The 23,161-nt window shown below is 59.6% G+C and carries 17 protein-coding genes; 7 read left to right on the top strand and 10 right to left on the bottom strand.

The features are described 5' to 3' along the window. Window positions 1-156 precede the first annotated feature (156 nt). Entirely contained in the window at window positions 157-966 is an 810-nt protein-coding gene (locus tag GJR99_RS10000) for a QueT transporter family protein (protein ID WP_151111731.1), read from the bottom strand. Between the two features lie 685 nt (window positions 967-1,651). On the opposite strand from GJR99_RS10000, the gene GJR99_RS09995 reads away from it, so the two are divergent. Then, the gene (locus GJR99_RS09995; protein WP_151111729.1) at window positions 1,652-2,551 is read left to right on the top strand and encodes a HEAT repeat domain-containing protein; all 900 of its coding nucleotides are present in this window, start codon (window positions 1,652-1,654) and stop codon (window positions 2,549-2,551) included. A gap of 16 nt (window positions 2,552-2,567) precedes the next feature. On the opposite strand, the gene GJR99_RS09990 is transcribed toward GJR99_RS09995, so the two are convergent. The 6 genes from GJR99_RS09990 to GJR99_RS09970 all read right to left on the bottom strand — a co-directional run bounded on the left by GJR99_RS09990 (window position 2,568) and on the right by GJR99_RS09970 (window position 8,973). Beyond that, the gene (locus tag GJR99_RS09990; RefSeq protein ID WP_151111727.1) at window positions 2,568-2,801 is read right to left on the bottom strand and encodes a hypothetical protein; all 234 of its coding nucleotides are present in this window, start codon (window positions 2,799-2,801) and stop codon (window positions 2,568-2,570) included. Between the two features lie 112 nt (window positions 2,802-2,913). Continuing rightward, entirely contained in the window at window positions 2,914-4,005 is a 1,092-nt protein-coding gene (locus tag GJR99_RS17460) for an oligopeptide/dipeptide ABC transporter ATP-binding protein (protein ID WP_151111724.1), read from the bottom strand. Continuing rightward, window positions 4,002-5,090: an ABC transporter ATP-binding protein gene (locus GJR99_RS17455; RefSeq protein ID WP_394349742.1), complete on the bottom strand. Its 1,089-nt coding sequence runs from the start codon at window positions 5,088-5,090 to the stop codon at window positions 4,002-4,004. The genes GJR99_RS17460 and GJR99_RS17455 overlap by 4 nt, the downstream gene beginning before the upstream one ends. Beyond that, entirely contained in the window at window positions 5,091-6,137 is a 1,047-nt protein-coding gene (locus tag GJR99_RS09980) for an ABC transporter permease (protein WP_151111722.1), read from the bottom strand. Further along, window positions 6,124-7,128 carry an ABC transporter permease gene (locus tag GJR99_RS09975; RefSeq protein ID WP_151111720.1) on the bottom strand — a complete coding sequence of 335 codons (1,005 nt, stop codon included), beginning with the start codon at window positions 7,126-7,128 and terminating at the stop codon, window positions 6,124-6,126. Before GJR99_RS09975 ends, GJR99_RS09980 begins: the two co-directional genes overlap by 14 nt. Window positions 7,129-7,149: 21 nt before the next feature. Then, a complete protein-coding gene (locus GJR99_RS09970; RefSeq protein ID WP_323849365.1) occupies window positions 7,150-8,973 on the bottom strand; it encodes an ABC transporter substrate-binding protein in 1,824 nt (607 codons plus the stop codon). A 153-nt stretch (window positions 8,974-9,126) separates the two neighbouring features. Here GJR99_RS09970 and GJR99_RS09965 point away from each other — a divergent pair, with 153 nt between their 5' ends. From GJR99_RS09965 to GJR99_RS09955, 3 genes are read left to right on the top strand one after another with little or no spacing between them, the layout of a single operon-like run. Next, window positions 9,127-10,449: a DUF7405 family protein gene (locus GJR99_RS09965; protein ID WP_151111718.1), complete on the top strand. Its 1,323-nt coding sequence runs from the start codon at window positions 9,127-9,129 to the stop codon at window positions 10,447-10,449. Then, complete coding sequence (locus GJR99_RS09960) at window positions 10,450-12,111, top strand: CRTAC1 family protein (RefSeq protein WP_151111716.1); 1,662 nt, start codon at window positions 10,450-10,452, stop codon at window positions 12,109-12,111. It abuts the gene before it with no gap. Window positions 12,112-12,170: 59 nt separating this feature from the next. After that, window positions 12,171-14,402, top strand: a complete 2,232-nt coding sequence (locus GJR99_RS09955) for a glycoside hydrolase family 3 N-terminal domain-containing protein (RefSeq protein WP_449405217.1) — start codon at window positions 12,171-12,173, stop codon at window positions 14,400-14,402. Window positions 14,403-15,393: 991 nt separating this feature from the next. On the opposite strand, the gene GJR99_RS09950 is transcribed toward GJR99_RS09955, so the two are convergent. After that, window positions 15,394-16,698: a class-III pyridoxal-phosphate-dependent aminotransferase gene (locus GJR99_RS09950; RefSeq protein WP_151111714.1), complete on the bottom strand. Its 1,305-nt coding sequence runs from the start codon at window positions 16,696-16,698 to the stop codon at window positions 15,394-15,396. A 485-nt stretch (window positions 16,699-17,183) separates the two neighbouring features. Then, on the bottom strand, window positions 17,184-17,945 hold the full coding sequence (locus GJR99_RS09945; protein WP_191967102.1) for an IclR family transcriptional regulator: 762 nt from the start codon (window positions 17,943-17,945) through the stop codon (window positions 17,184-17,186). A gap of 126 nt (window positions 17,946-18,071) precedes the next feature. Here GJR99_RS09945 and GJR99_RS09940 point away from each other — a divergent pair, with 126 nt between their 5' ends. Further along, window positions 18,072-19,178: an NAD(P)/FAD-dependent oxidoreductase gene (locus GJR99_RS09940; RefSeq protein WP_191967101.1), complete on the top strand. Its 1,107-nt coding sequence runs from the start codon at window positions 18,072-18,074 to the stop codon at window positions 19,176-19,178. A gap of 283 nt (window positions 19,179-19,461) precedes the next feature. Continuing rightward, window positions 19,462-21,333: an ABC transporter substrate-binding protein gene (locus tag GJR99_RS09935; protein ID WP_191967100.1), complete on the top strand. Its 1,872-nt coding sequence runs from the start codon at window positions 19,462-19,464 to the stop codon at window positions 21,331-21,333. Between the two features lie 43 nt (window positions 21,334-21,376). On the opposite strand, the gene GJR99_RS09930 is transcribed toward GJR99_RS09935, so the two are convergent. Next, window positions 21,377-22,045: a TlpA family protein disulfide reductase gene (locus GJR99_RS09930; protein WP_151111706.1), complete on the bottom strand. Its 669-nt coding sequence runs from the start codon at window positions 22,043-22,045 to the stop codon at window positions 21,377-21,379. 276 nt (window positions 22,046-22,321) lie between these two features. On the opposite strand from GJR99_RS09930, the gene GJR99_RS09925 reads away from it, so the two are divergent. Next, the gene (locus tag GJR99_RS09925; protein ID WP_191967099.1) at window positions 22,322-23,161 is read left to right on the top strand and encodes an ABC transporter permease; all 840 of its coding nucleotides are present in this window, start codon (window positions 22,322-22,324) and stop codon (window positions 23,159-23,161) included.

The raw sequence follows: 23,161 nt of genomic DNA, 5'->3' as shown, positions 1-23,161 counted from the left end.
AGCCGCGAAACGCGGTGTATAATTGACCCGATTAAATATTAAATACGATTCACTATTTCACGATATGTATAGATTAGATGAGACTCTCAACAGTTGTGGCCTCTCGTTCGGGAAAGACAGCACCTCTTTCTTCGAACTTCGGCGACGTCTGGGGAGTCACCCGAACTCCCGCTCTCCGGCGAACCACCCTGCCGAAAGAGCACTAAACCCGAGCAGAAGGACGAACGCCACGGCGCCGAAGGCCGCTTGAACTGTCGACCCACCAGTCCCTGGTTCGATTCCACTGACTGGGATGTCGAATGGAATCCCGACGACTGTGATACCGATGACGGTACCCCCAACTAACCAGCCAGCAGCGACAGTGGCGAGACCACTGGCAGCGATGCGCCGATTCCGTGGAGAGACGTCCGGCAGGTCGCGTTCGTCCAAGATGTCCATGTAGAGAAGCCCTGCACTCTCGATACGAGGGTACAGGAGGTACAGTATCGGTGGGCCAAGGATGGCAGCGGCGAGGAAGTTGTTGAACGCGATGATAGCCGCGAATAGCGAGAACGGAAACAACCCCAAGAGGTCGAGTCCCCAGGCGATAATCGCTGCAGTACCCGCTGCCGAGACGAACGAGATGACGACGAACTCGGCGAGTTGCGGGAGCGACCGCATGGTGGGTCTCTCGTTGGACGACAGCGGACCGAGATGTCCCCAGAGTTTGTACGCCACGAAGCCGCTGAAGAAGTTTCCGACGAATCCGAACGCACTCCCGGCAGAGAGCGTTCCGCCGAAGGCGTCACTGAGGAGATTTCCGATAGCCGCACCCCACGCAGTCGCCGGGCCGAACAGTAATCCGAGTGCGACTGGGAGCGCGATTGCCGGCCGAACTTCGGTGAATCCCGGAACGATTGCGAATCCCTTGAACGGGATGAGCGCGGTCATATACACCGCTGCGATCACCGCGGTGAGCGCTATCATGCGCATATCCCGCCACATGGTGAGGATTTCTCTCATTTCGGTTCAGGGACTCCGGTCGATACCGTACTAGACACCGCCAGCTATCATAATGTTTGTTGACAGAAATTCGTGTCGAGCGAGGCCAGACCCGACGCACGAAACTCACGTTCGAAACAGCACCGACCCACACCACGAGAGCTGGTGGGGAGAGTAGATTTCCACTCAAATATGCCACTTCAATATACTAATCAAATACAAAGTAATTCAACACACTACCTCGTCCACGAACCGAAACCGACTCGAGTTCACAGGTCGAACAGGAGGACCGAAACGACCGACTACGATGCCACATCACGGACGGCGAACCAGCCATCCGAATCGGCACAAAAGTTGGTGTTTCGAGGATACTGTGTCGGAATTTCTGCCGAAAAGCGTGAGGTCGATGATGGCGAATATCCCACATTTCCTCGACGAGAGGCCGAACGCGAGGGGGACGAGGTCCACAGGAACAGAGAACGGATTCAGATACCTCACCACGCTACGAGATGTGATATAATTCAAATATTTTCTTAGTAGTATCGATATTCAAACTGGTTAGAGCCGTCTGCATCGAGTGCAACCCAGCGCGAGTTAGTCAGCCAGCAGATTCGCAGGTGGCAACCTCACCGACACGTATTTGTGAACGAGTGAACGTGTGTCACACAGTATGCGCGACGCTGGAGAGTCACCACTGGCAGCTGTACATCCCGCCACCGTCCACCCAGACGAGGTAGACACGGGAGAAATCGAGGCGGCACTGGGTTCGGCAGACCCACTCGTACGCCAGCGAGCCTGCAAAGTCTGTGAAACGCTCGTCGAAGAAGACGTCGAATCAGTCCGCCCGCTCGGCTCCGAAATCGGGGGGCTGCTGCACGACCGCTCCGCTGCAGTCGTACAGACTGCACTGTCAGTTCTCACGACGCTTGCGGCAACTGAGCCAGTGGTGCTCGAATCGTGTCTGGACGACCTCGTTTCGGTCACCGAGACGGAGTTGAACGGTGTGAAACTCGAAAGTGCCCGCTGTCTCGCCGCACTGACTCTCGAAAAGCCGGGCGCCTGCGTCCCCCACGTACCCGCCTTGGTGCAGACAGTCGTCGACGCCGAAGGGGTCGAAGCTATCGACGACTGTGCCGAGACAGTCACGGACCCCTCGACCAGACAGACCATACGAGAACACAATCTACGCGAGTACCAAGATGGCGAGAACGCACGGGAACTACTCGCCAACGTCGTCGCGGCCGCTGTGGAATCCGCACCGAGTGAACTCCACGACGAGACGCCGTCGTTCACGAAACTACTCTCCGACGAGAACCCAGTCGTCGTCGATGCCGGACTCACCGCGCTCTCGATGGTCGCCCAAGACGACCCCACCGCAGTCGCCGTCGACGACGCGCTCGTCGACTGTCTCGGTCACGACGCCCGAAGTGTCCGAGCACGGGCTATCGAGACGTTCGGCTACCTCGGTTCCGACACTGTCGTTCCGACGTTGCGACGAGTGGCCGACGACGACCCAGACGAAGACGTCGCCGCGCTCGCTGCAGTGACTGCCGATTTCCTCGATTCCTAACGCGAGCGACCCCGTTTCACTCGTCCATCGACCGCTTCGTACAGAGCCAATAGCCGCCTCCGAATCCAACGAGCATCACCGCGACGAGACCGACGTCGACGAGCGCAATCGCGTACGCGGCGGTGCCCGGTTCGAGGTACAACAAGGAGAATCCGAGAAGAAGCCCCATCACGATGGCGATGGCGACGAACAGCGGAAACCGGTCGCGCTGGTCGCAAATCACATCGACGACGGTCTCTAGACGTGCCATACAGTGTCCTCTCTAGCACCGATTATCAAGGTCCCGGTCAGACGAGCAATTCGTGTCTTCACCGTCGAAAACGACAAGACGGAGGCGGAGCCACGACGCCGGAACCAGTGTCTTAGTCTTCGAGGAGGGTGCTGTCCCAGTAGTCGTGGTCGGGGTCGTCTCTGAAGCACGCGACTCGATGGCCGCCTGCTCCTCCCGACAACTTCGGAACCTCGCTTCGACAGGCCTCTCGTGCCTCTGGACAGCGAGTGTGGAACCGACATCCACTCGGTGGGTTGACCGGGTCCGGGATGTCGATTTTTCGCATGGGCGGTTCACTGGGTTCGTCCGCCTGTCGAGACAAGTTGGGCGTCGCCCACCGGAGCACGTTCGTGTAGGGGTGACTAGGGTCGTCGATGAGTTGGTCTGCAGGACCAACCTCCACGAGGTTTCCGAGGTACATCACACCGATGCGGCCGTCACCGTGTTCGGCAAAGTACCGGGCGTTCGAGAGGTCGTGCGAGACGAAGACGAACGAGGTGTCGAAGTCCTTCTGCAAGTCGAGCATCAGGTCCATCATCTCGACTCGGAGGGAGACGTCGAGCGCGCTAATCGCTTCGTCTGCCAGGATGACGTCGGGGTTCATCAGCAGGGCACGTGAGAGTGCGACCCGTTGTTTCTCCCCACCGCTGAGCTGGTGTGGATACCGGTCAGCGAAGTCTGCCGCGGGGTTCATACCGACGCGTTCGAGAAGTGCGTGAATCCGCTCGCGTCGCTCGCTGGCACCGACGTCTGGATTGGTGAGTTTGATCGGCTCGGCGAGGATGTTCAGAATCCGTCGGTTGGGGTTGAGCGAACTCCCAGGGTCCTGATGGATAATCTGGAGCGACGACCGAATCTCGTCGAACGGAATCTCTCCCGTGCCGTCCTTGGCGGCCCAGATATCCTGTCCTTTGTACTTCACCGTCCCACCCGTCGGTCGCTGGAGTCCGATGGTCGTCTTGCCGAGCGTGGTCTTTCCACACCCACTCTCTCCAACGAGGGCGAGCACGTCGTTTTCCTCGATGTCGAGCGAGACGCCGTCGACTGCTTTGACCACGTCCGGGTCCTCGAAGAACTCGAGTAGTCCTTGCTCTTTTTCGAAGTGGACTTCGACGTTTTCGAGTGAGACGAGCGGTTCGTCGCGCTGGTCGGACTCGGTCGCGACCTCGTCGGCACGGCTCACTGTTCGTCACCTCCCGACGCAGGGATAGAGTCCTCGTGGCGGTCGAAGTGTAGCGCAATCTCTTCTCGTGCGTCTTCCGCGTGGTGGCAGGCGACGGCGTGTCCGGAGTCGAGTCGCGTGAACGCCGGGTCTTCGACCCGACATTCTTCGGTCGCGAGTGGACACCGCGGTGCGAACGAGCACCCCGGTGGAACGTTGATGGGTGCTGGGCTCTGGCCTTCTATCGGTCGCATCTCTTCGAGTGGTGCTTCGACGTCGGGCGTCGCGTTGAGTAACGCGCGCGTGTACGGGTGACCGCTGTTTCCGATGAGTTGCTCACGGTCGGCGACTTCGATGAGTTGGAACGCGTACATCACGGCCATCCTGTCGGCGAGTTCGGCGACGAGCGGCAAGTCGTGGGTGATGAACACCATCGTCAAGTCGTACTTCTCCTGTAAGTCTTCGAGCAGCGTCAGGATAGAACGCTGCATCAGGAGGTCGAGTGCAGCAGTTGGTTCGTCCATCACCAGCACCTCGGGTTCGAGGATGAGCGCCAGGGCGATGAGCGCCCGCTGTTGCATCCCGCCGGAGAGTTCGTGTGGATACGAGTCCAGCACGCGCTCCGGGTCGAGATACAGGTCCGAGAGGAGTTCTCGACCGAACTCCATCCCCGCAGAAACGTCCGCATCGTGGGCTTTCAGCGTCTCTTTGAAGTGCCCTCCAATCTTCATCGTGGGGTTGAACGAACTCATCGCGCCTTGGAAGACCATCGACACTTCCTCCCACCGGAACTCCCGGAGTTCGTCGTCCGAAAGTTCCAGCACGTCGACGGTGGTGCCATCGTCGCGGTGGTAGAGTATCTCACCGGAGAGTCGTCCGGGGTCGGGGATGGCGTCGAGCAGCGAATCGGCGAACATGGACTTTCCGCTGCCACTCTCGCCGACGATGCCCAGAATCTCCCCACGTTCGATGGACGCACTCACGTGGTCCAACACGAACGTCTCGCCGCCGTCGTACGTGACGGCCGCGTTTCGGATTTCGATGATAGGGTCGTCTGTCGTCATAGCTGTCGTGGTGTTGGCTGTCCCGTGTTGTTCGGCAGTCATCTACAGTACCTCCGTCATGCCGGTGTCTTTCTCGTCTACTGCGGCCGTCGATTCAGACTCGCCCGCGAGCCGAGTTCGGACGCGTGGGTTGAACACGCGGTCCATACCCTGCCCGAGGAGGATGAGTCCAATCGAGAGACCGATGATGGCGACCATCGGGACGAGAAGCCAGTGTGCAGCACTCCAAGAGAACAAGGCCCCACCACTGTACGCGAAGTTCAGGGTGACACCCCAGTTCTGGTCGGAGTACGGCAGCACGCCGAGGAAGAACAGTCCGATGGATGCGAACACGACGTACCGTGCGGCGAACACGAAGTTGACCGTCACGTACGGCATGATGTTCGGAACGACGTCCTTCAGGATGATTCGGGGCGTACTGACGCCCATCGTCCGCGAGGCTTCGACGTAGTTGTTCTCACGAATCGTCAGCACTTGCGAGTGAATCGACCGGCCGAGGCCAGCCCAGTAGTTGATGTTGATGATGATGCCGAGCAGAATCGGGTTCTTGGGATTGAACGTAATGGCGAGAATCATCACCAGTGGGAGGCCGGGGATGGCCATCACGAAGTCCGATATCGACATCAGCACGCGACCGACGGAACCGCCCTTGTAGCCAGCGACAGTCCCGACGAAGACGGCGATGCCGGTCGCCCAGAGTCCACCCGACGTGACCATCAACAGGATGTCGGGGGTCGAGTGGATGATGAGCGCAGCGAGGTCCGTCCCCGATGCGGTCGTTCCGAGCGGGTAGTTCATGTTCTCGAACAGCATCAAGTACCGGGGGGCCTGGCTCGTCGACGGCTCTCGCCAGAGGCCGAGGATGGCCACGAGCGCAATCAAGAAGTAGAAGCCGATGATGAGCAGTCCGAGTCGGGTTCTGCTGTCCGACCACGCGACGATAAACGGTTTTCGGACGCTCTCCTCGTAGATTTCTCGAAGTCGCTCCTCACGAGTCACCGTCACCGACGACGTGCTCGAACCGCGCCAGTCGACGCCCGCACCGTCTGTAACCAGCGTGCGAGGGTCGTCTTCTTCAGTACGCTTCATCGGAACCTCCGGCGCTGATTCGTGGGTCGATCTTACTGTAGGTGAGGTCGGCGATGTAGACGCCGACGATGAGTGCGACAGTGATTACGAGGAACGTCGCCATCATGAGCGGGTAGTCGTTCGCCTTGAGTGCGGCGAACATGTAGTAGCCGAGTCCGGTGTACGAGAAGATTTGCTCCAGGATGACGGTGCCAGAGAGGCGGAACCCGAGGAGCAGCAAGAATCCGGTGTACATCGGCAGGATGGCGTTCCTCGCGACGTACCGTGTCGCGATTCGGCGGTCGGCGAGTCCCCGAAGTCTCGCGACACGGACGTAGTCGTTACCGAGTACTTGGATACTGTTCCCGCGCATGGCCAACGCCTGCCCACCAATCCCGCCGAGCGTGTACGAGAAGATGGGTAAGATGCTGTGTTCGAGTGCGCTGAGTAGGAACGGGATGCTCAGTTCTTTCTCCACGCTGGCACCGACGGTCCCCGCCGTCGGCAACCATCCCCACTGGTACGCGAAGACGTACAGAGAGATGACGGCGACGACGTAGAACGGAATCGACATCAGGGCGATCGAGAGGCCACTGAACGCCTTGTCGAACCGCGACCCTTCCCAGTAGGCCTGTAACGACCCGAGGAAGATGCCGAACGCGAACATGAGAATCGTCGATACGAGGACGACGAACACCGTCCACGGAACCGCTTCGGCGATTATCAGTGCGACCGGTTCGCCGAGCGATATCGACTCGCCGAAGTTCCCCTGAGCCACCGAACTCATGTAGTCCAGATACTGTTGCCAGAGCGGTGCGTTCGGGTTGATGTTCTGGAGATTCGCGATTCGCGCGTCGACCTCCGAGGCAGGGACACCCTGCCGAAGCAGTTGTGCACGCAACTGCGTGAAGGGGCCGCCTGGGAGGAGGCGAATCAATCCGAACGTCAGCGTTGCCACCGCGAAGATGGTAGCGAACACGCGGGCAGTCCGACGGACGTAGTAGTTACTCATCGTTACGTTTGTCCCGTCCGGTCATTTCTTGGCCGTGAGCTTACCCTGGCGTGGGAGCCACTCGCTTGGCCACTTGACTGCTCGTTCGTCGCTGCCTTCTTCCGGGACGCTCCACTCGTCGTCGGTGAGCCACGACTGGTCCAGTTTCGACACCAGTCCGAGGACGGGGAGGTTCTGGTTGTGGTGCCACGCGACACGTTGGATTATCTCCTCGGTCTTGGCTCGGTCCTGGGTCGTCGAAACCTCCTGTATCTCCGCCAGCGGGTCGATAGTCATCTCGCCGCCGTCCATTCCGGGGACAGTCTGTTCGCCCTCTGGGAAGTTGTGGCCGCCGTCGATGTCCGGGATGTTGAGCTGCCAGCGCAGCGGGAAGTACGGGAACGCCGACCGTGCCCCACCGGGCATCCAGTAGAACCCGCCCATCTTGAAGTTAGATTCGACGTAGCCACCGAAGTAGTCACCCGTCGGCTTCTGACTGATTTCGAAGTCGAAGCCGAAGGAGTTCAGCTGGTCGACGACGGTGTTCGTCGCCGTGGTCCAGTCCGTCCAGCCAGCGGGCGTGTAGTACGTCCCGCCGAGTGTTCGACCACTGCTGTGTTTCCACGTGCCGTCTTCCTTCGAGTAGCCGGCCTCACGAAGCAGTGCAGCGGCTTTGTCGGTCTGCGACTCTGCCATCCCGTAGCTCTCGAAGGAGTCGAACGCGTCACCGAGCCACGCTTCTTGGTCGTTCGGGGCGACACCAGTGACCTTCGGAGCGGGTGCCTTCGTCCGCGGCCCTGCGTTCTCGGCGACCTGCTGTCGGTTGATGACGTGGGCGACGGCCTGTCGGACCTTTCGTTTCCCGAAGTCGGGGTCGTCGTGGTTGAACAGGACACCGTACCCCCACTTCGCGGAGATGGCGATCTCCTCGACGGAGTCGGGGAAGTTGGCGACGATCTTCGGCGGGGCGAAGAGACTCGTGACGAAGTCGAGTTCGCGACCCATCAGTCCCTGCTGGAGCGCGGTGTTGTCTCCCCGCGAGAGCAGTGAGATACCGGCGAAGTTGATGTTGTCGGCACCGTAGTATTCGGGGTTCCGCGTGAGTTCCCACGACTGCTTGGACTTCGACTCGACCGAGAAGGGACCACTCGCCACCACGTCACCCTCCCACTTGAACTGCTGAAGTTCCTCTGCGTCCTTGTCGAGGAACTGTTCGAAGGTCGGGTGATAGGCGTACAGTCGGAGCGAACCGTTGGCGAGCGTGTGCTTGATGACCTCCGGATTGGATGGTCGTTTGAGGTTGAGGACGACCGTCTTGTCGTCTCCACCCTGCTCGACGCTCTCGGTGAAGTCCCAGAGCGACGCACCCATCTTCTTCATGAGGCGGAACTGGGTGAGAACGTCACGGGCCGTCACGTCCTCGCCGGTGTCCCACTTCAGGTCGTCGCGGAGCGTGAGCGTCACCGTCTCCCCGTCGATGGCCCACTCTTCGAGTGCCCCCATCTCGAACTCTTTCGTGTTGAAGTTGTAAGCCGCGAACCGTTCGAAGACGAAGTTGCCTGCGCGCGGGTCGTAGTTCTGGGTCGCTTCCGGATTCAGGTGCAGGTTCGTCGGGACGCCGTTGTTCGTGGCACCGACCATCTTCTTGTCGAGGACGGTCGTCCCGCTCGACTCGGACGAGTCACCATCCGAACCCCCTCCGCCGGACTCGGTGGTGTCGCTCGAATCGTCGCTGGACGTCTCACCTCCTGTGTCCCCGTTGGAACCGCTGCAACCCGCGAGGGCAGCGATTCCGGTTGCTCCGGTCAGTTCGACGAAATGGCGTCGGCTAATCAGGTCGCTAAAGCGGTCAGTGCTGTCTGACATGGCGTACTGATACAAAACCTAACCCATTGATAATAAACATTCGGATGGGACACCACATTTGGTACCGATATCACGACTCTGAACGCCCACAGGCCGTCTACTGACGGCCTGTCGCACGCAAGAATTATAAGGTGCCACTCGTTACCACGGTCAGTGGCCCCAAACAGAGAACGGGGGCTCTCCCGGCGCGACTTCGTCACGGCAGCGGTGGCGATCGGCGGGACGAGTGCCCTCACGGCATGTATGCAGCGAGAGCGGACGACGATGGAAGAAGAAGAAGGGACACCGACCGAGCACGGACAGTCCTCGTCGACCGAGTTCCCACGAGGTGACCTCGAATCGGTCCCGAGCGGACAACATCGGTGGGGTGAGTATCTCGTTCGCGACGCCCATGGAAACACGGTCCCGCCCCAGCAACTCGTGACAATCGGACTCGAGTACGAGGGGTCGTTCCCACCGACGGACGCCGAGCGCGAACAGGTAACGCAAGCCCTCGAGACGCTCGAGCGTGCCTTCCAGTGGGGAACTGGCGGTAACGCTGGCGCGATGTTCAACCGCGGACTTCTCTTCATGATGGGGTACGCCCCTCGGTATTTCGAGGCGATGGGACAGACACCCGATTCGCTGACGACACCCGAAGACGTTCTCGACGCTGTCGGTGAAGACCCAGCGAAAGCAGACCCGTACGACGCTATCTTACTCCTGACGAGCGACGTCGGGTCCATCGTACTCAGCGCGGAAGAAGCGCTGTTTGGCGAACTCGACGAAGTAAACGGAGTTCCCGTCGACGCCACGTTCGACGGTGTGTTCTCGAAAGGTGGACGCCACACCGGTCTCGTCGGGAAGGGGCTCCCGGCAGACGAACTAGAAGAAGACCGCATTCCCGAGGACGCACCGCTTTCGATGGGGTTCAAGTCCGGATTTCGCGACAACCTCCCGAAGGAGGACGCCGTCACGCTGTCGTCGGGGCCGTTCGCTGGCGGGACGACCATCGCGTCCTCGACGCTCCTCATCGACCTCGACCGATGGTACGACCAGGACGCAGACGAGCGCGTCGCCGAGATGTTCTGTCCCGCACACACGACCGACGAGGTTGGACCGGTCGGAGATAAACTCGGCAGCGACAGCGGCATCACGGAAGCAGACGTCGACCGCATCGAGGAAGACGCCGAATCCCACGGCTGTGTCGGGCACACACAGAAGGTCGCTCGGGCCAGAGACGGCGAGTTCGAACCACGCATCCTCCGCAGAGCAGAGGGCGTGGCGACGAACCAACACGAGGGAGCAGGGTTCGAGTTCAACTCCGTCCAGCGAACCATGGACGACTTCGTGGAGACGCGCAACGCGATGAATCCCGACGAGTACGACTTCGACATCCCCGCAGAAAACCACGGTATCGTCGATTACCTCGAGACGCTACGCCGAGGTGCGTACCTGGCACCGCCTCGCGAAAAACGCGCACTGCCGGTGGTCTAAATGGACACTCGACTCGTGGTTACGGTCGGTTTGGTGCTCGCAGTGGTTCTCGCTGGCGTCACGTTCGGCCCCTCGTATCTCGAACAGAGTTCTGCCGAACCCGAAGCACCTCGACTCGCGTTCACGGACGTTACAGAACAGTCCGGACTCGACTACGAAGCAGTCGGAAGCGGCGTCGGAAGCGGGAACTCCGGGGTCTACGTCGCCGACGTGAACAGAGATTCGTGGCCGGACCTCCTGACCATCGGTGGCGATAGTCCGGCGCTGTTCGTGAACGAGGGCGGGGAGTTCGTCAGGGCCGACGTGCTCCCGTCGCTGGACCAACCGGTCAAGAGTGCCGTCTTCCTCGACGTCGAAGGCGACGGATGGACTGACCTCTTTTTGTTCACGGAAGATGGGTCGGTGGTGGCGTTCCGGAACGACGGTGGCGAGTTCGTCCGAACCGAGTACGGAGTTGGAAATCTCTCGTATCCGCTCGGTGCGACCGCCGCGGACTACGACCAAGACGGTGACACCGACCTGTTCGTCTACCAGTCCGGGCCGTGGTCTGACCGCAAACCAGCAGGATACTTCAGTCTCGACGAGCGGATTACCGAGGATAACGGGAACCCGAACTACCTCTACGAGAACGTCGATGGGGAGTTCCAGCGGGTCGACTCTGCGAACATCTCGGGGAACCACTGGAGTCTGGCGGCGAGTTTCGCCGACCTGACGGGAGATGGCTATCCAGACATCCACGTCGCGAACGATTACAACAACGATACGCTCTACGTCAACACCGGGGACGGGACGTTCGACCGCCGCACGCTCGGCGGGTCCACGGCACGAAACGGGATGTCCTCCGAAGTGGCCGACGTCACCGACGACGGACGCCCCGACGTGTTCGTCTCCAACATCTGGTTCCCGAAGTTGAAGGGGAACATGTCCACCGAGCGCTACGAGCGACTCAAGCGCCTGCTCGACTTCGTCATCCACTCCGGTCGAACGAAAGGAAACACGCTGTTAGTCAACCAGGGGAACGGCGAGTTCGTCGATTCCGCAGACGAACTGGGCGTTCGCCACGGTGGGTGGGGGTGGGCCGCCAGTGCGACCGACTTCGACAACGACGGAGACCGCGACATGCTCCACACGACGCAAGTCGTCGTCCGCATCGACCGGGACGACCCAGTGTACACCTATCCGATGGTCTTCCAGCAGCGAGGTGACGGATTCACCCGTGTGAACGCGACCACCCACGGGATGCACGAGACCGACGGTCGTGGTCTCGCGACACTCGACTTCGACCACGACGGTGAACAGGAACTCGTCGTCGCGACGTACGACGACTCGTTCGTGGTGTACGACAACGAAGTCGACACGGCAGACCACGGGTCACTCCAGTTACGCGTCGTCGACGAAGACGGTGCGACTGCGCTCGGGTCGGTGGTTACCGTGCGTACGGACACGCGAACTCACGTCGTCCAACAGACGGCGAACGTCGACTACCTCTCGCAGGATAGTCGCGTCGAACACGTCGGCGTCGGCGACCACGAGACGGTCACCCTCGAAGTCAACTGGCCCGACGGAACGACGCGAACGTTCGAAGATGTCGCGGTGGACCAACGACTTCGGGTGACGAAGTCGGGTCTCGTCGTCGATGCATCGCTGAACGAGACGGGCTAAGCGACCGGTTTGCCACCGGTTGGCAAATTTATAAATACCCACGGATTTCTTTTCGCAGTATGCAGTCAGAAAGCACGCATCCCCCGTACAGAGATGAGACTCTGTCGACCGAGAAACGGGTCGAAGATCTCATCGAGCGGATGACGATAAAAGAGAAGGCGGGCCAACTCGTCGGCACCTGGGCCGGACAGCTCAGTGAGTTCAAATCCGCCGAAGACGTCGAGACGGAGATTACTGAACACAACGTGGGTGCTGTCGCATCGTTCGGGTGGGCTGGAGCTCTCGACTCTCGTCTCGACGACGTCGTCGAGACGGTCAATCGGCTTCAGGAAGTCGCGCTCTCGGAGACGCGACTCGGGATTCCGCTACTGTTCAACGTCGACGCCGTCCACGGGCACGCGTACGTCGCGGAGGGGACAGCGTATCCGAACGGACTCGGGATGGCGGCGACCTGGGACGAGGAGGGGGCGGAGACGGCAGCAGACATCACCGCGACAGAGGTCAGGAAAACCGGGGCACACCAGAACTATTCGCCGACGTGTGACGTCGCACGCGAACCCCGATGGGGCAGAACCTTCGAGACGTTCGGGGAGAGTCCGTTTCTCTGCGGCCGGTTCGCTGCTGCGATGGTGCGCGGATATCAAGGCGAGGGTCTCGACGACCCGGAGTCGGTCGTAGCCACGGCGAAGCACTTCCCGGCATACAGTGAGCCCGTACGTGGGGAAGACACAGCCCCAGTCGAGGTCTCTTCGTATCTTCTGCGGAACGTGTTCTTACCGTCGTTCCTCGACGCGATCGACGAGGGTGTCGCGTCTGTCATGCCCTGTTACAACGCCATCGACGGACGGCCCGCCCACGGGTCACAAGAGTACCTCACCGACCTCCTTCGCGGTGAGCTCGGCTTCGATGGGACCATCGTCTCGGACTGGAACGGAGTCAGGATGCTTCACGACGACCACCGGGTTACGAACGACCACCGAGGTTCGGTTCGGATGACCCGTGACGCTGGCCTCGACGTGGCGTCGGTCGACGCCATCGAACACGCAGCCCACCTCGCGTCACTCGTCGAGGAAGGAGAGGTCCCCGAGGACGTCCTCGACGAGAGCCTCAGGCGCGTCCTCGGACTCAAGTTCCGTCTCGGGTTGTTCGAGGACGCCTTCGTCGATGCGAGCGAAGCACAGGAAGTCGTCGGCACCGACGAGCATCGCGCCGACGCGCTAGAGCTGTCGCGGAAGTCGATGACACTCCTCCAGAACGACGGAACCCTCCCGTTGGACCCCGACGCCGACGTTCTCGTCGCGGGGCCGAACGCCGACGACCCGATTCACCAACTCGGTGGGTGGAGCGTCCCGGACGCCGCGGGAACCGACGTGGTCACCATCAGAGACGGAATCGAGTCCGTCTGTAACGGGACGGTCACCTACGAACAAGGCGCGACGATGAACGAGCGACTCGACGTCGACGCGGCCGTGGCGGCCGCCGAAGAGGCGGACGTCGCGGTGGTGGCAGTCGGTGAGAACTGGTATCTCCACGAGTTCGGACCCACCGCAGAAAGCGGCACAGAACCGGACGAGTTCCCGAACCGAACCACACTCGAACTTCCTGACGCACAACGTGACCTCCTGAAAGCGCTCCACGAGACAGGGACGCCCGTCGTGGGCGTACTCGTCACCGGTCGACCGCTGGCCGTCGAGTGGATGGCTCGTTCTCTCCCTTCGCTGTTGATGGCCTACTACCCCGGAACGATGGGTGGACAGGCAGTCGCGGAGACGCTCTTTGGCGAGCACAACCCGAGCGGCAAACTCCCGATATCGGTCCCACGGTCTGCTGGCCATCTCCCGACTCGGTTCAACCACTTCCCGCACCCGACACCGATTGGCCCCGAAGAACATCTTCCGTCGTACGACCCACTGTTCGCGTTCGGCCACGGACTGAGTTACACCGAGTTCGAGTTCGGTTCGCTGTCGGTCACAGACGAGACCATCCCGCCCCACGGAACGACGACAGTCGAGGTTCCGGTCGAAAACGTCGGAGACCGGGACGGGTCGACCGTCGTGCAAGTGTACGTCACCGACCAGCCAGGGTCACGAGTGACACCGGTCCGGGAACTCTGCGGATTCGAGCGTGTCTCGGTCGAACCAGGAGCGACAGAGACAGTGTCCATCACCATCGACGCAGCGTCGCTCGGGCGTGTCGACGATTCGGGAACACTTCGGGCCGTCCCCGGCGACTACACAGTACAGGTCGAAGACCAGACGACCACGGTCACCGTCGAAACGAACTACGACTGAGCGCTCTCGTCGCGGAGTTTCACCACTTCGACCCTCTTTTTCTGGACCGACGGACCGACGTAGACGCGCGCGCCGACTGCGAGTAGCTCTCAACTACACTGGCCAGTTAGTCTCGTGACTGCGATGTTCTTCCCAACGTCGAGCACTGCCAACTAGTCGTACTCCAACAGCGTGACAGACAGCGTTGGTTCGCAACAGACGTGAACGGTACAACCGGGGGTCTCTGGGCATGTGTCTGGAGATTTCCGGAGATGGTGGATTTTCATCAACGTCGTGCGATTGGACAACTATAACAAATAGTTCATATCAAATTTCTAATTAAAATGAGAAACGTGTAATCTGTAGATGCTGAATGTCGATTGCTATTCGGGGGGCATAGGCCCTGGAAGACGAACGAATAGCACATTAAGAACCCACACGGATATATGTTAGAATATCTTACACGACCTAGAAATCTGTATAGGCTGTGAAACAATATATTTTCTGACGGGACAGGGTAAGAGGGGTAGACACTGGAGAGAGGAACTCCGCCAGACGCTGGCGGTGTGCGTGGGGAGAGTGACGGCGGGAACTGGCGGATCGGCCCGCATGGCGTTCAGTGAAAGCCAATAGCTCCGTCGGGACGAGAGACAGACGGGCAGACAGACGGGCAGACGCTGCCATCGAGAGAGGAGTCGCAGAGTCGTGGTGAACGTCGTGTGCGAGAGTTCGTAGACCCCCATTACAACAATACGTTCGTCATACCCCGAGCACACACTAACGTTTGTTATTACCAAACAAATTGGGCTTGCGACGCACCATCCCGCGGGTGGGTGAAAGAGTGGTCGTAATTGGTAGGAGAGGAGTCCCCACCAGACAGACCGACGGAATGCCAGCCCTCTGCCATGGGTATCAGGCTGGTAGACTCCGTAGTCTCAAGGGGCCGGGACGTGCTCACGAGGGTCCGGCAAATCCAACCCTCGCTTCCGTCAGTTCCCAGTTCGAACGGTGATTACGCCGCGCCGATCGCGTCGTCGAGAAGGTCGATAGCGAGGTCGAGTTCACGGTCACGGACGTCTAATGGGGGCAAGAGACGGAGCGTCTTCTTCCCACATCCGAGCGTCAATAGCCCGCGCGCGAGGGCCGCGTCGACGACAGCGTCACGCCGCTCTTTCGTGTCGAATTCGATGGCGGTCATCAAGCCGAGGCCACGCGCGTCGACGACAGCGTCTTCGTGACGTTCCACGAGGTCACGAAGCTGTCCGAGCAAGCGTTCACCCTTCTGTTCTGCGTGCGAGAGCAGGTCGTGTTCCTCGATGGCAACGAGCGTCAACGTCCCCTGCATCGACGCGAGGATGTCACCGGCGCCCCACGTCGAGGAGAGCCGACTCTTCTCTTCGGGGAAGATATCCACACTGGAGATCGTCGCACCGACACGGAGGGCTTTCGCGCTCGTGATGACGTCGGGTTCGATGTCGTAGTGGTCGACTGCCCACATCTCACCGGTTCGCCCGACACCCGACTGGATTTCGTCGGCGATTATCGGGATGTCGTGTTCGGTAGACAACTCGTCGATTTCTCGCATGAACTGCGGGTCGGGTACCTGATAGCCACCCTCTCCTTGCACAGGTTCGAGGATGATAAACGCGGCCTGTTCGGGCGGGATGTGGCCGTGCTTCGAGTCGAGTTTCTCTCGCAGACGTTCGACACCCTCCAGGGAGTATGGAACGTCGTGAATGCCGCTGATTTCCGGGAACTTTCGCCGATGGACGGATTTCGACCGGTTGAGCGAGAGTGCACCGAGCGTCCGCCCGTGGAACGCACCCTCGAACGTGATGCCGTATTTGGGGAGGTCGCAGTTGTCGTAGGCAATTTTCATCGCGTTCTCGACGGCCTCGGCACCGGAGTTCGAGAGGAACACCGTGTCCATCCCGTAGTGCGACGTGAGTTCGGTGAGTTTGTCCATCAAGTGGGCAGGACCGGGGAGGTCGGTCTCGTCTGGTGTCCCTCCTGTGCTGACGTAGAAGTCCTGTCCCGCAATCTTCAGCGGGTCGACGAGGTCGAACTCCCGAAGTTTATCGAGAAGCATCGGGTTGTTGTACCCGAGGGGTGCCGCGGCGACGTGGCTCGTGAAGTCGAGGAGGACGTTGCCATCAGCGTCTGTACAGAACGGACCGTCCGCGTCTTCGGTGATGTCCCAGACGAAGTCGTAGACGTACGTACTCGGTGCGGAAGAGTTGCGATGAAAATCGACCCACCGTTCAGCTTTCGGGCCCGGTAATCGCGCAACTGTAGGCTCTGCTGTCTCTCGCTGCATAATCGTAGCGTCCAAGACTCACTACATAAATCATGCGAAATACCAACTTGACTCGTCAGTTGGCAACAGAACGGAGACTCACACGGCACGCGCCGTGGTACGTCCGTCACTGCTCGAACGGGCAGCAGAGACTCACCTAGTGAGAAGAAAGAGAGCACAGAGACGAGTAGAATCTGTTTGGTAATGACAAACGAATTGTGTGGGGTGTTATCACGAAAGGCAGTGCGAGAATACGGTGAAAGGATTCGGTCGTCGACTGAGTTCACGAAAAGGCAACTTCGGGTTATCGTTACGTTTGTCGGGCGTTCGAAGAACCAGACAGCGGTGAGATGAACGACGGCCTAGCACAAATGGACGCGTACGCTCGAGAAAAGTTAGGCGACAGCGCATTACACAAGTACACGCGTAATGTTATTCGATGACACCCGACAGAGTGTTTGTCGATGCCAAACAGATATTCCGGTGTGTTCAAGCGCAGTACGTCGTCACCCTTGATCGATCTCTATCTGGTTTGCTGCTTCCTTGACACTCACCGCCAACTCCTCGATACTTCTGTCGTCCAAGCGCGACGCGTGCCCACTCACAGCGATTGCACCCATGAGTTCGCCTGTAACGTATTTGACCGGGCACGCGACCGACCGAGCACCCAGTACTTGCTCTTGGTCGTTCACAGAGTATCCCTGCTCACGGATTTGGTCGAGCTCCTCGAGAAGTAAGTCTCGGTCGGTAATCGTCCGCGTCGTCATCGGTTCTAATTCGTCGGGGAGGAGCGCGTCTCGGCGCTCGTCTGGCATGTGGGCTAACATCGCTTTCCCGACCGCCGTCGCATGAAGTAGCGCGGTCCGGCCAATTGGGGTGACAGACTCGATTGCGTCGGGGCCACCACGGGTCGCGTGCACGAAGTGAACCATTTGGTCTTCCTCGACAGCAAGGTGGACAACCTCACCGGTCGACTCGGCGAGTGAGTCCGCAACAGAGTGCCCGTACCGGTACAGGTCGAAGTTCTCTCGGATTCGGTTCCCAGTCGTGAGGAATCCAAGACTTGCGCGGTACTCGTCTTCGTGTTGCGTCACGTACCCGAGCCCTGACAGCGTCGAGAGGTGTGTGTGTACCGTCGTCTTCGAACAGCCGAGAGCCTCCGAGAGTTCGGTGACGCCAGCGCCTCGTCGGTCGATGAGTTCGTCGACGATACCGAACGCCGTGTGGACCGATTTGATAGAGCGCGGTTCGGAATCCCTTGTTCCCATAACCGTGCCTCTCCGACCACGACTATAACTGTTTGGCATCGACAAACACTATTTCTCACAGAGGGGAGACACGTCACGAACCATCCGTGAAAAACTTTTTAACAAGCCAGGATTACCAGCATGGCAATGGACCCCATAGTCATTATCGGGGGAGGAGTCATCGGCGCCAGTCTCGCCTACAACCTCCGAGACAATCCTCGCCCTGTCGTCCTGTACGAACGCAATGCACTCGGTTCCGGAACGTCGGCAGATTCCGTCGCGCTCTTCGTCTGGCACCAATCGTCGCCCGACCGGTTGAGCCACAAACTTCGGTCCCGTTCGTGGGAACACTACGAACCACTGGTACGCGACGAAACACTCAGTTTCGAGCAGATTGGGACACTCGACGTTGCCAACACGGACGAAGAGAGCGAATTTCTTCGCGAGCTCACTGGCACGCTCGAAGAGTTCGGTGCCGAAGCGTCGTTCCTCGAGCCGGATTCGCTCTCGGACCACGGCCTCAACCCAGACGTCGTGTCGGGTGCGATGTTCACTCCGGAAGACGGGTACATGGACCCATCAGAGATTATCCAACACTACGTTCGAGAGGCGACCGACGCGGGAGTCACCGTCGAAACACAGACTGCAGTCACAGATATCGTAACCGAAGACGGCCGCGTCACGGGCGTCGAGACCGAAGTTGGAACCCATTCGGCTGCTGCGGTCGTGAACGCGGCAGGGCCGTGGGCGCCGACGGTAAACGAGATGGTCGACGTGTCACTTCCATTCCGGCACAATCGTGGTCCAGTCGTCGTCCTGCAAAAGAGTCAGACCTTCTCGCTTCCGTTCATCCAGTTTGGGGACGGGCTATACTTCCGTGGGGAGGGCCACAATCAGGCGTTCGCAGGGCGTTTCGGTGAAAGCTACGAGAACGCCGAGTTACTGAATCCGGCCGGTGCCCGGTCTATCGACCACGAGTTCTACCTCGAAATCGACGACCGTATCCAAGAGGCGATTCCGCGTCTCGACGGCGTCGAACTCGTCAACGAGTGGGTCGGTGTACGGACGCTCACACCAGATGGGGTTCCAATCGTCGGGAAGACGGACATCTCCGACTTCTACATCGCCGCAGGCATGAACGGCCTCGGCGTCACGTTGTCACCAGCAGTTGGTGGGTATCTGGCTGACGTAATCGAAGGCGACGACGTCGACTCTGACGTGCAGTCGTATCTCTCCCCTGCGCGATTCGCCTAACCACTCCGTCGAACACCCGAGTCCTTCTCGGGACAGCGGACAGCTACCGGTTTTGGCATCGTGATGTACGCCCAGGGGTACTTCGACGACGTCACGCACCTCGTGGATATCTCGACGGACTCGCTCTTCGAACGTCGAGGGAGAGGCGGCCGGAGCACCGAGATAACCGTGTCACCCTCCGGTGAATCGACTGTTCGACCAAAAATTAACTACAGACACAATCTGTAACTCGTCACGAAGGTAGCCAAACTTATTTATGCCCTTATTGAGGACTGGCAGTACGATGTCGCGTGATAGCAAAGGCCTCGATATCGAGGGTTCAGACCCCGATATCGATGCCGAAACAGCATCGAATCGGAGGAGTATCAATCGCAGAACCGTGCTCGCCAGCATCGGCGGGGCGGTCACTGCAGGGTTAGCGGGCTGTGGCGGAAATCAAGACAGTTCCGGGTCGTCTGGTTCTGGAGGCGGTGGCGACAGCGGCGGGTCGAGCGGTGGGAGTCAAAACTTAGGCGAGCGCGTGCCACCCCTCGTCATCGAGTATTGGACGAACTGGTCGCAGGCGAAAGCCGAGGAAGACTTCCTCCCCGTCGTGGCGCAGAACTTCGAACAACTCGGCCTCTCGACCGAAATCAAACCGGTCAATGGTGGAACGCAGCTCTCACAGACGTTCGCAGACCAGCGGACGAACCACATCACGAAAGGTTACCACGAGTCTGCACCCGACCGGGCGGACCCCTTCGAGTTCACTCGTATCTTCGCTGCAGACTACGCGGGCGGAAACGGACGGCCGAACTATCCGAACTGGGCAAACTGTGCGTACACCGAACCGGCACTCGCGCAGGCGAACGCGGCAAGCCTCGACGAGCGTCAGCAACTCATCAACGAAGCCCACAAAGTGATGGGCGAAGAGGCCCCAGTGATTCCGCTCATCCGGTTCTCCTACTACTACGCTGCCCGGTCCGACTTCATCGATATCGCAGGAGTCGGCCAATCCGGGATGGGACCGATGAACCCGCACTTCTACATCCAGTCCGAAGCGAAGACCGGTGACAGCATCGTCGCCGGCTACTCCGGGTTCAGTATCGCGGAGTCGCTGAACTTCCTCACGATGTCGTCCCACGCCGACATGTACCCATACGGGCACATGCTGCACTCGCCGCTGCTCGAATACGACGAGGACCGCGAACTGCAGACCATGCTCGCCTCGGACTTCACGGAAGAAGACGAGGCCAAACGCTTCACGTTCACGCTCCGTGACGCGACGTTCCACAACGGCGACCCGATTACGTCGGAGGACGTCAAGTTCACGTTCGAGCAACTGAACAACAACATCGGTGCGTACCCGAAGATGGACCAGATGCCGCTCGACTCCATCGAGACGCCCGACGAGAAGACCGTCGTGTTCAACTTCTCGGACTCGTACCCGCTTTTCATCACGAAGGTCATCCCGCTGTGGGGCATCCTGCACAAACAGACGTGGGTCGACGCCGGTGCACCGGAAGACCCCGCGGGTGCGACGATTACGGACCTCATCGGGTCCGGACCCTTCGCAGTCGACGACTACGAAGTCGCGCAGTTCATGAAGATGGTCCCACACGACGGGCACCCGGTTCACGAACCGAACTCTCCGGTCATCATCCAGAGCTTCAAGGACAGCAACAGTGCGCGGCAGGCGTTCGAGGCCGGTGAAGTCGGCGTCATCACGAACATCGTGCCGACGATTCTCGAGCAGATAAAGGGCAAACTCGGCGACGACATGGAAATCGGTCGCCTCAAAGGCTTCCTCCCGCACGTGCTGTACCCGCAGTCGAGTTTCGCACCGGGGCAGTTCAAGGAGTTCCGGAAAGCGATCGGTGCGTCCATCGACCGCCAGAAGATCTCCCAAATCGGGTACCTCGGCAAGGAAGAACCCGTGCTGCGTGCCACACCCCTGCTCGAGAACCACCCAGGGTCGCCGCCAGAGGGCGTCGTCCCCAACTTCACGGACGACCCGACCGGCGACGTCGAAGGTGCGAGAGCACTCCTCGAAGAACACGGCTGGGGATGGGATGGCGACGGCAACCTCCGGTTCCCCGCGGATGCCGACACGTCCCCGATGTGGCCCAAAGGAGAGGAACCAGATACCGACGAGTTCCCCTGCCTGAGTGGATAACAAAGATACGAGACACACCACCGAGACGGCCTGGCATTCCTTTTTACGACGATAGCGTCTTTTCGAGTTCTTCAGTGATGACCTCGGGGTAATGCGCCCCGTGGAGTCGAGAATCGACCTTTCCGTCCGCGACGAAGAGCGTCGTCGGCGCGCCAACGACACCGAGCTGGTCTTCGAGCTTGTCTTTCCACTCAGGTCCGTAGATAGAGAACAGTGCGACTCCCTCGCGGTCTGCTGCGATACGACCCAGGTCTTCCTGCATCAACTCGCACGGTGGACAGTCTTCTCGCCAGACGTACACCACTATGCGGTCGAATGCGCCGAGGATGATGGGCAGTAGGTCTGCGTCGACCGGAAAGAAGTTGGCCGGTGTGCCATCGTCCTGCGGATAGCCGTTCATCAACTGGAAAAGGAATACCGACAACTGCAGGCGTGACTCTTCGTCGGACGAAGGGAGTGAGTCACCCAGCATGTCGAAGAGTGCGAACAACGGAATCCGGTGTCGGTCGTGCGCATCGAAGAGTGCTCGCACTGCCTGTGAGGACACCGCTGTCTCCATCGTCGCATCGAGGGCGTCCTCTTCGCTGGCTTCGAGCACGGCGACCCGTTCTTCGACCTCCTCTCTGAACTCACTGCCAAGTTCGACACGACCAGTTTCCGTCTCCCTGAGTACACCATCCTCTACTAATCTCACTACGTCGCGTTCGTCCATGTTCGGGTATCACCAGTTCCCGGTATCAATTTTTTCCTCACCGACTGAAGTGTCCCGCTTCAGAGAACACATGGTCTACCGCCCTCTTCCGAGAAGTCGGGAGACTGGCAAGATGTTATTAAATAGACGGCCGAAGATAACATTGAAAATCGTGCAAAACACCTAAATAATGGGACTTCGTGCTAACGATGAACAATGAGTTTAGAGGTGGGAGGAATCAGGTCACTGAAAGACCGGTTTCTCATTCGAGACGTACTCTCAGGGCTGAGGAGGCTGATGGACGATCGGCCAGCAAAGCTGGCGATGGGGTATCTATCGGTTATGCTGGTTCTGGCCGTCATCGGCCCACACATCGCCCCGTATCCGTACGATAAAATACTCTTCAGCGAGGCTGGACAGATCCTTCGTGCACAACCGCCTTCACTGGCACATCCACTCGGGACGACTTCGACGGGACAGGACGTCCTCTCGCGAATGATATACGGCGTCCGACCGACGATGATAACGGGACTTCTCGGTGGGCTAATCATCGTGACACTCGGTGGGATGGTCGGCATCACGGCGGGATACCTCGGTGGGCAAACCGACAACGTGCTCATGCGGATTACGGATTTCATCTACAGTATTCCGTTGATTCCGTTCGCCATCGTCCTCGTCGGAGTGTTCGGAATCGACTTCTTCGTCACGATTTTCATCATCGGCGGGATTCTGTGGCGTGGGAGTGCTCGCGTCCTTCGGTCGAAGGTGTTACAGATAAAGCAGCGACCGTACATCCTCATGACGAAAGCCAGTGGAGCCAGCACACCCTACATCATCCTCAAGCACATCGTTCCGAACGTGGGGTCGATGGTCATCCTCTTCTTCGCGATGGGGATCGGATACGCGATTATCGCGCAGGCGGGGCTGGCCTTCGTCGGCGTGTCGAATCCGTTCATTCCCTCGTGGGGTGTGATGATTCGAAACGCCTACCGGTCCGGACTCGTCGCAGACGCCTGGTGGTGGTCGCTTCCACCAGGACTGCTGATTTCGACGACTGTGCTCTCGGCAATCATGCTGGGTAGACGGTTCGAAGTGCTCTCGGGACAGACTGACGACGCCATGCTGGAGATGGGATAA

The sequence above is a fragment of the Haloferax marinum genome (genome assembly GCF_009674625.1).
GTDB lineage: Archaea > Halobacteriota > Halobacteria > Halobacteriales > Haloferacaceae > Haloferax > Haloferax marinum.
Note: the sequence above shows the minus strand (reverse complement) of the source record. Positions and strands in the feature narration are given on the sequence as shown.

What these genes read in the sequence shown, in the direction of transcription:
- GJR99_RS09945 (WP_191967102.1), bottom strand. Translation starts at nt 17,945, where the DNA reads ATGGGAACAAGGGATTCCGAACCGCGCTCTATCAAATCGGTCCACACG.
- GJR99_RS09935 (WP_191967100.1), top strand. Translation starts at nt 19,462, where the DNA reads ATGTCGCGTGATAGCAAAGGCCTCGATATCGAGGGTTCAGACCCCGAT.
- GJR99_RS09940 (WP_191967101.1), top strand. Translation starts at nt 18,072, where the DNA reads ATGGACCCCATAGTCATTATCGGGGGAGGAGTCATCGGCGCCAGTCTC.
- GJR99_RS09955 (WP_449405217.1), top strand. Translation starts at nt 12,171, where the DNA reads ATGCAGTCAGAAAGCACGCATCCCCCGTACAGAGATGAGACTCTGTCG.
- GJR99_RS09995 (WP_151111729.1), top strand. Translation starts at nt 1,652, where the DNA reads ATGCGCGACGCTGGAGAGTCACCACTGGCAGCTGTACATCCCGCCACC.
- GJR99_RS09960 (WP_151111716.1), top strand. Translation starts at nt 10,450, where the DNA reads ATGGACACTCGACTCGTGGTTACGGTCGGTTTGGTGCTCGCAGTGGTT.
- GJR99_RS17455 (WP_394349742.1), bottom strand. Translation starts at nt 5,090, where the DNA reads ATGACTGCCGAACAACACGGGACAGCCAACACCACGACAGCTATGACG.
- GJR99_RS09990 (WP_151111727.1), bottom strand. Translation starts at nt 2,801, where the DNA reads ATGGCACGTCTAGAGACCGTCGTCGATGTGATTTGCGACCAGCGCGAC.
- GJR99_RS10000 (WP_151111731.1), bottom strand. Translation starts at nt 966, where the DNA reads ATGATAGCGCTCACCGCGGTGATCGCAGCGGTGTATATGACCGCGCTC.
- GJR99_RS09930 (WP_151111706.1), bottom strand. Translation starts at nt 22,045, where the DNA reads ATGGACGAACGCGACGTAGTGAGATTAGTAGAGGATGGTGTACTCAGG.
- GJR99_RS09925 (WP_191967099.1), top strand. Translation starts at nt 22,322, where the DNA reads ATGGACGATCGGCCAGCAAAGCTGGCGATGGGGTATCTATCGGTTATG.
- GJR99_RS09980 (WP_151111722.1), bottom strand. Translation starts at nt 6,137, where the DNA reads ATGAAGCGTACTGAAGAAGACGACCCTCGCACGCTGGTTACAGACGGT.
- GJR99_RS09950 (WP_151111714.1), bottom strand. Translation starts at nt 16,698, where the DNA reads ATGCAGCGAGAGACAGCAGAGCCTACAGTTGCGCGATTACCGGGCCCG.
- GJR99_RS09975 (WP_151111720.1), bottom strand. Translation starts at nt 7,128, where the DNA reads ATGAGTAACTACTACGTCCGTCGGACTGCCCGCGTGTTCGCTACCATC.
- GJR99_RS09970 (WP_323849365.1), bottom strand. Translation starts at nt 8,973, where the DNA reads ATGTCAGACAGCACTGACCGCTTTAGCGACCTGATTAGCCGACGCCAT.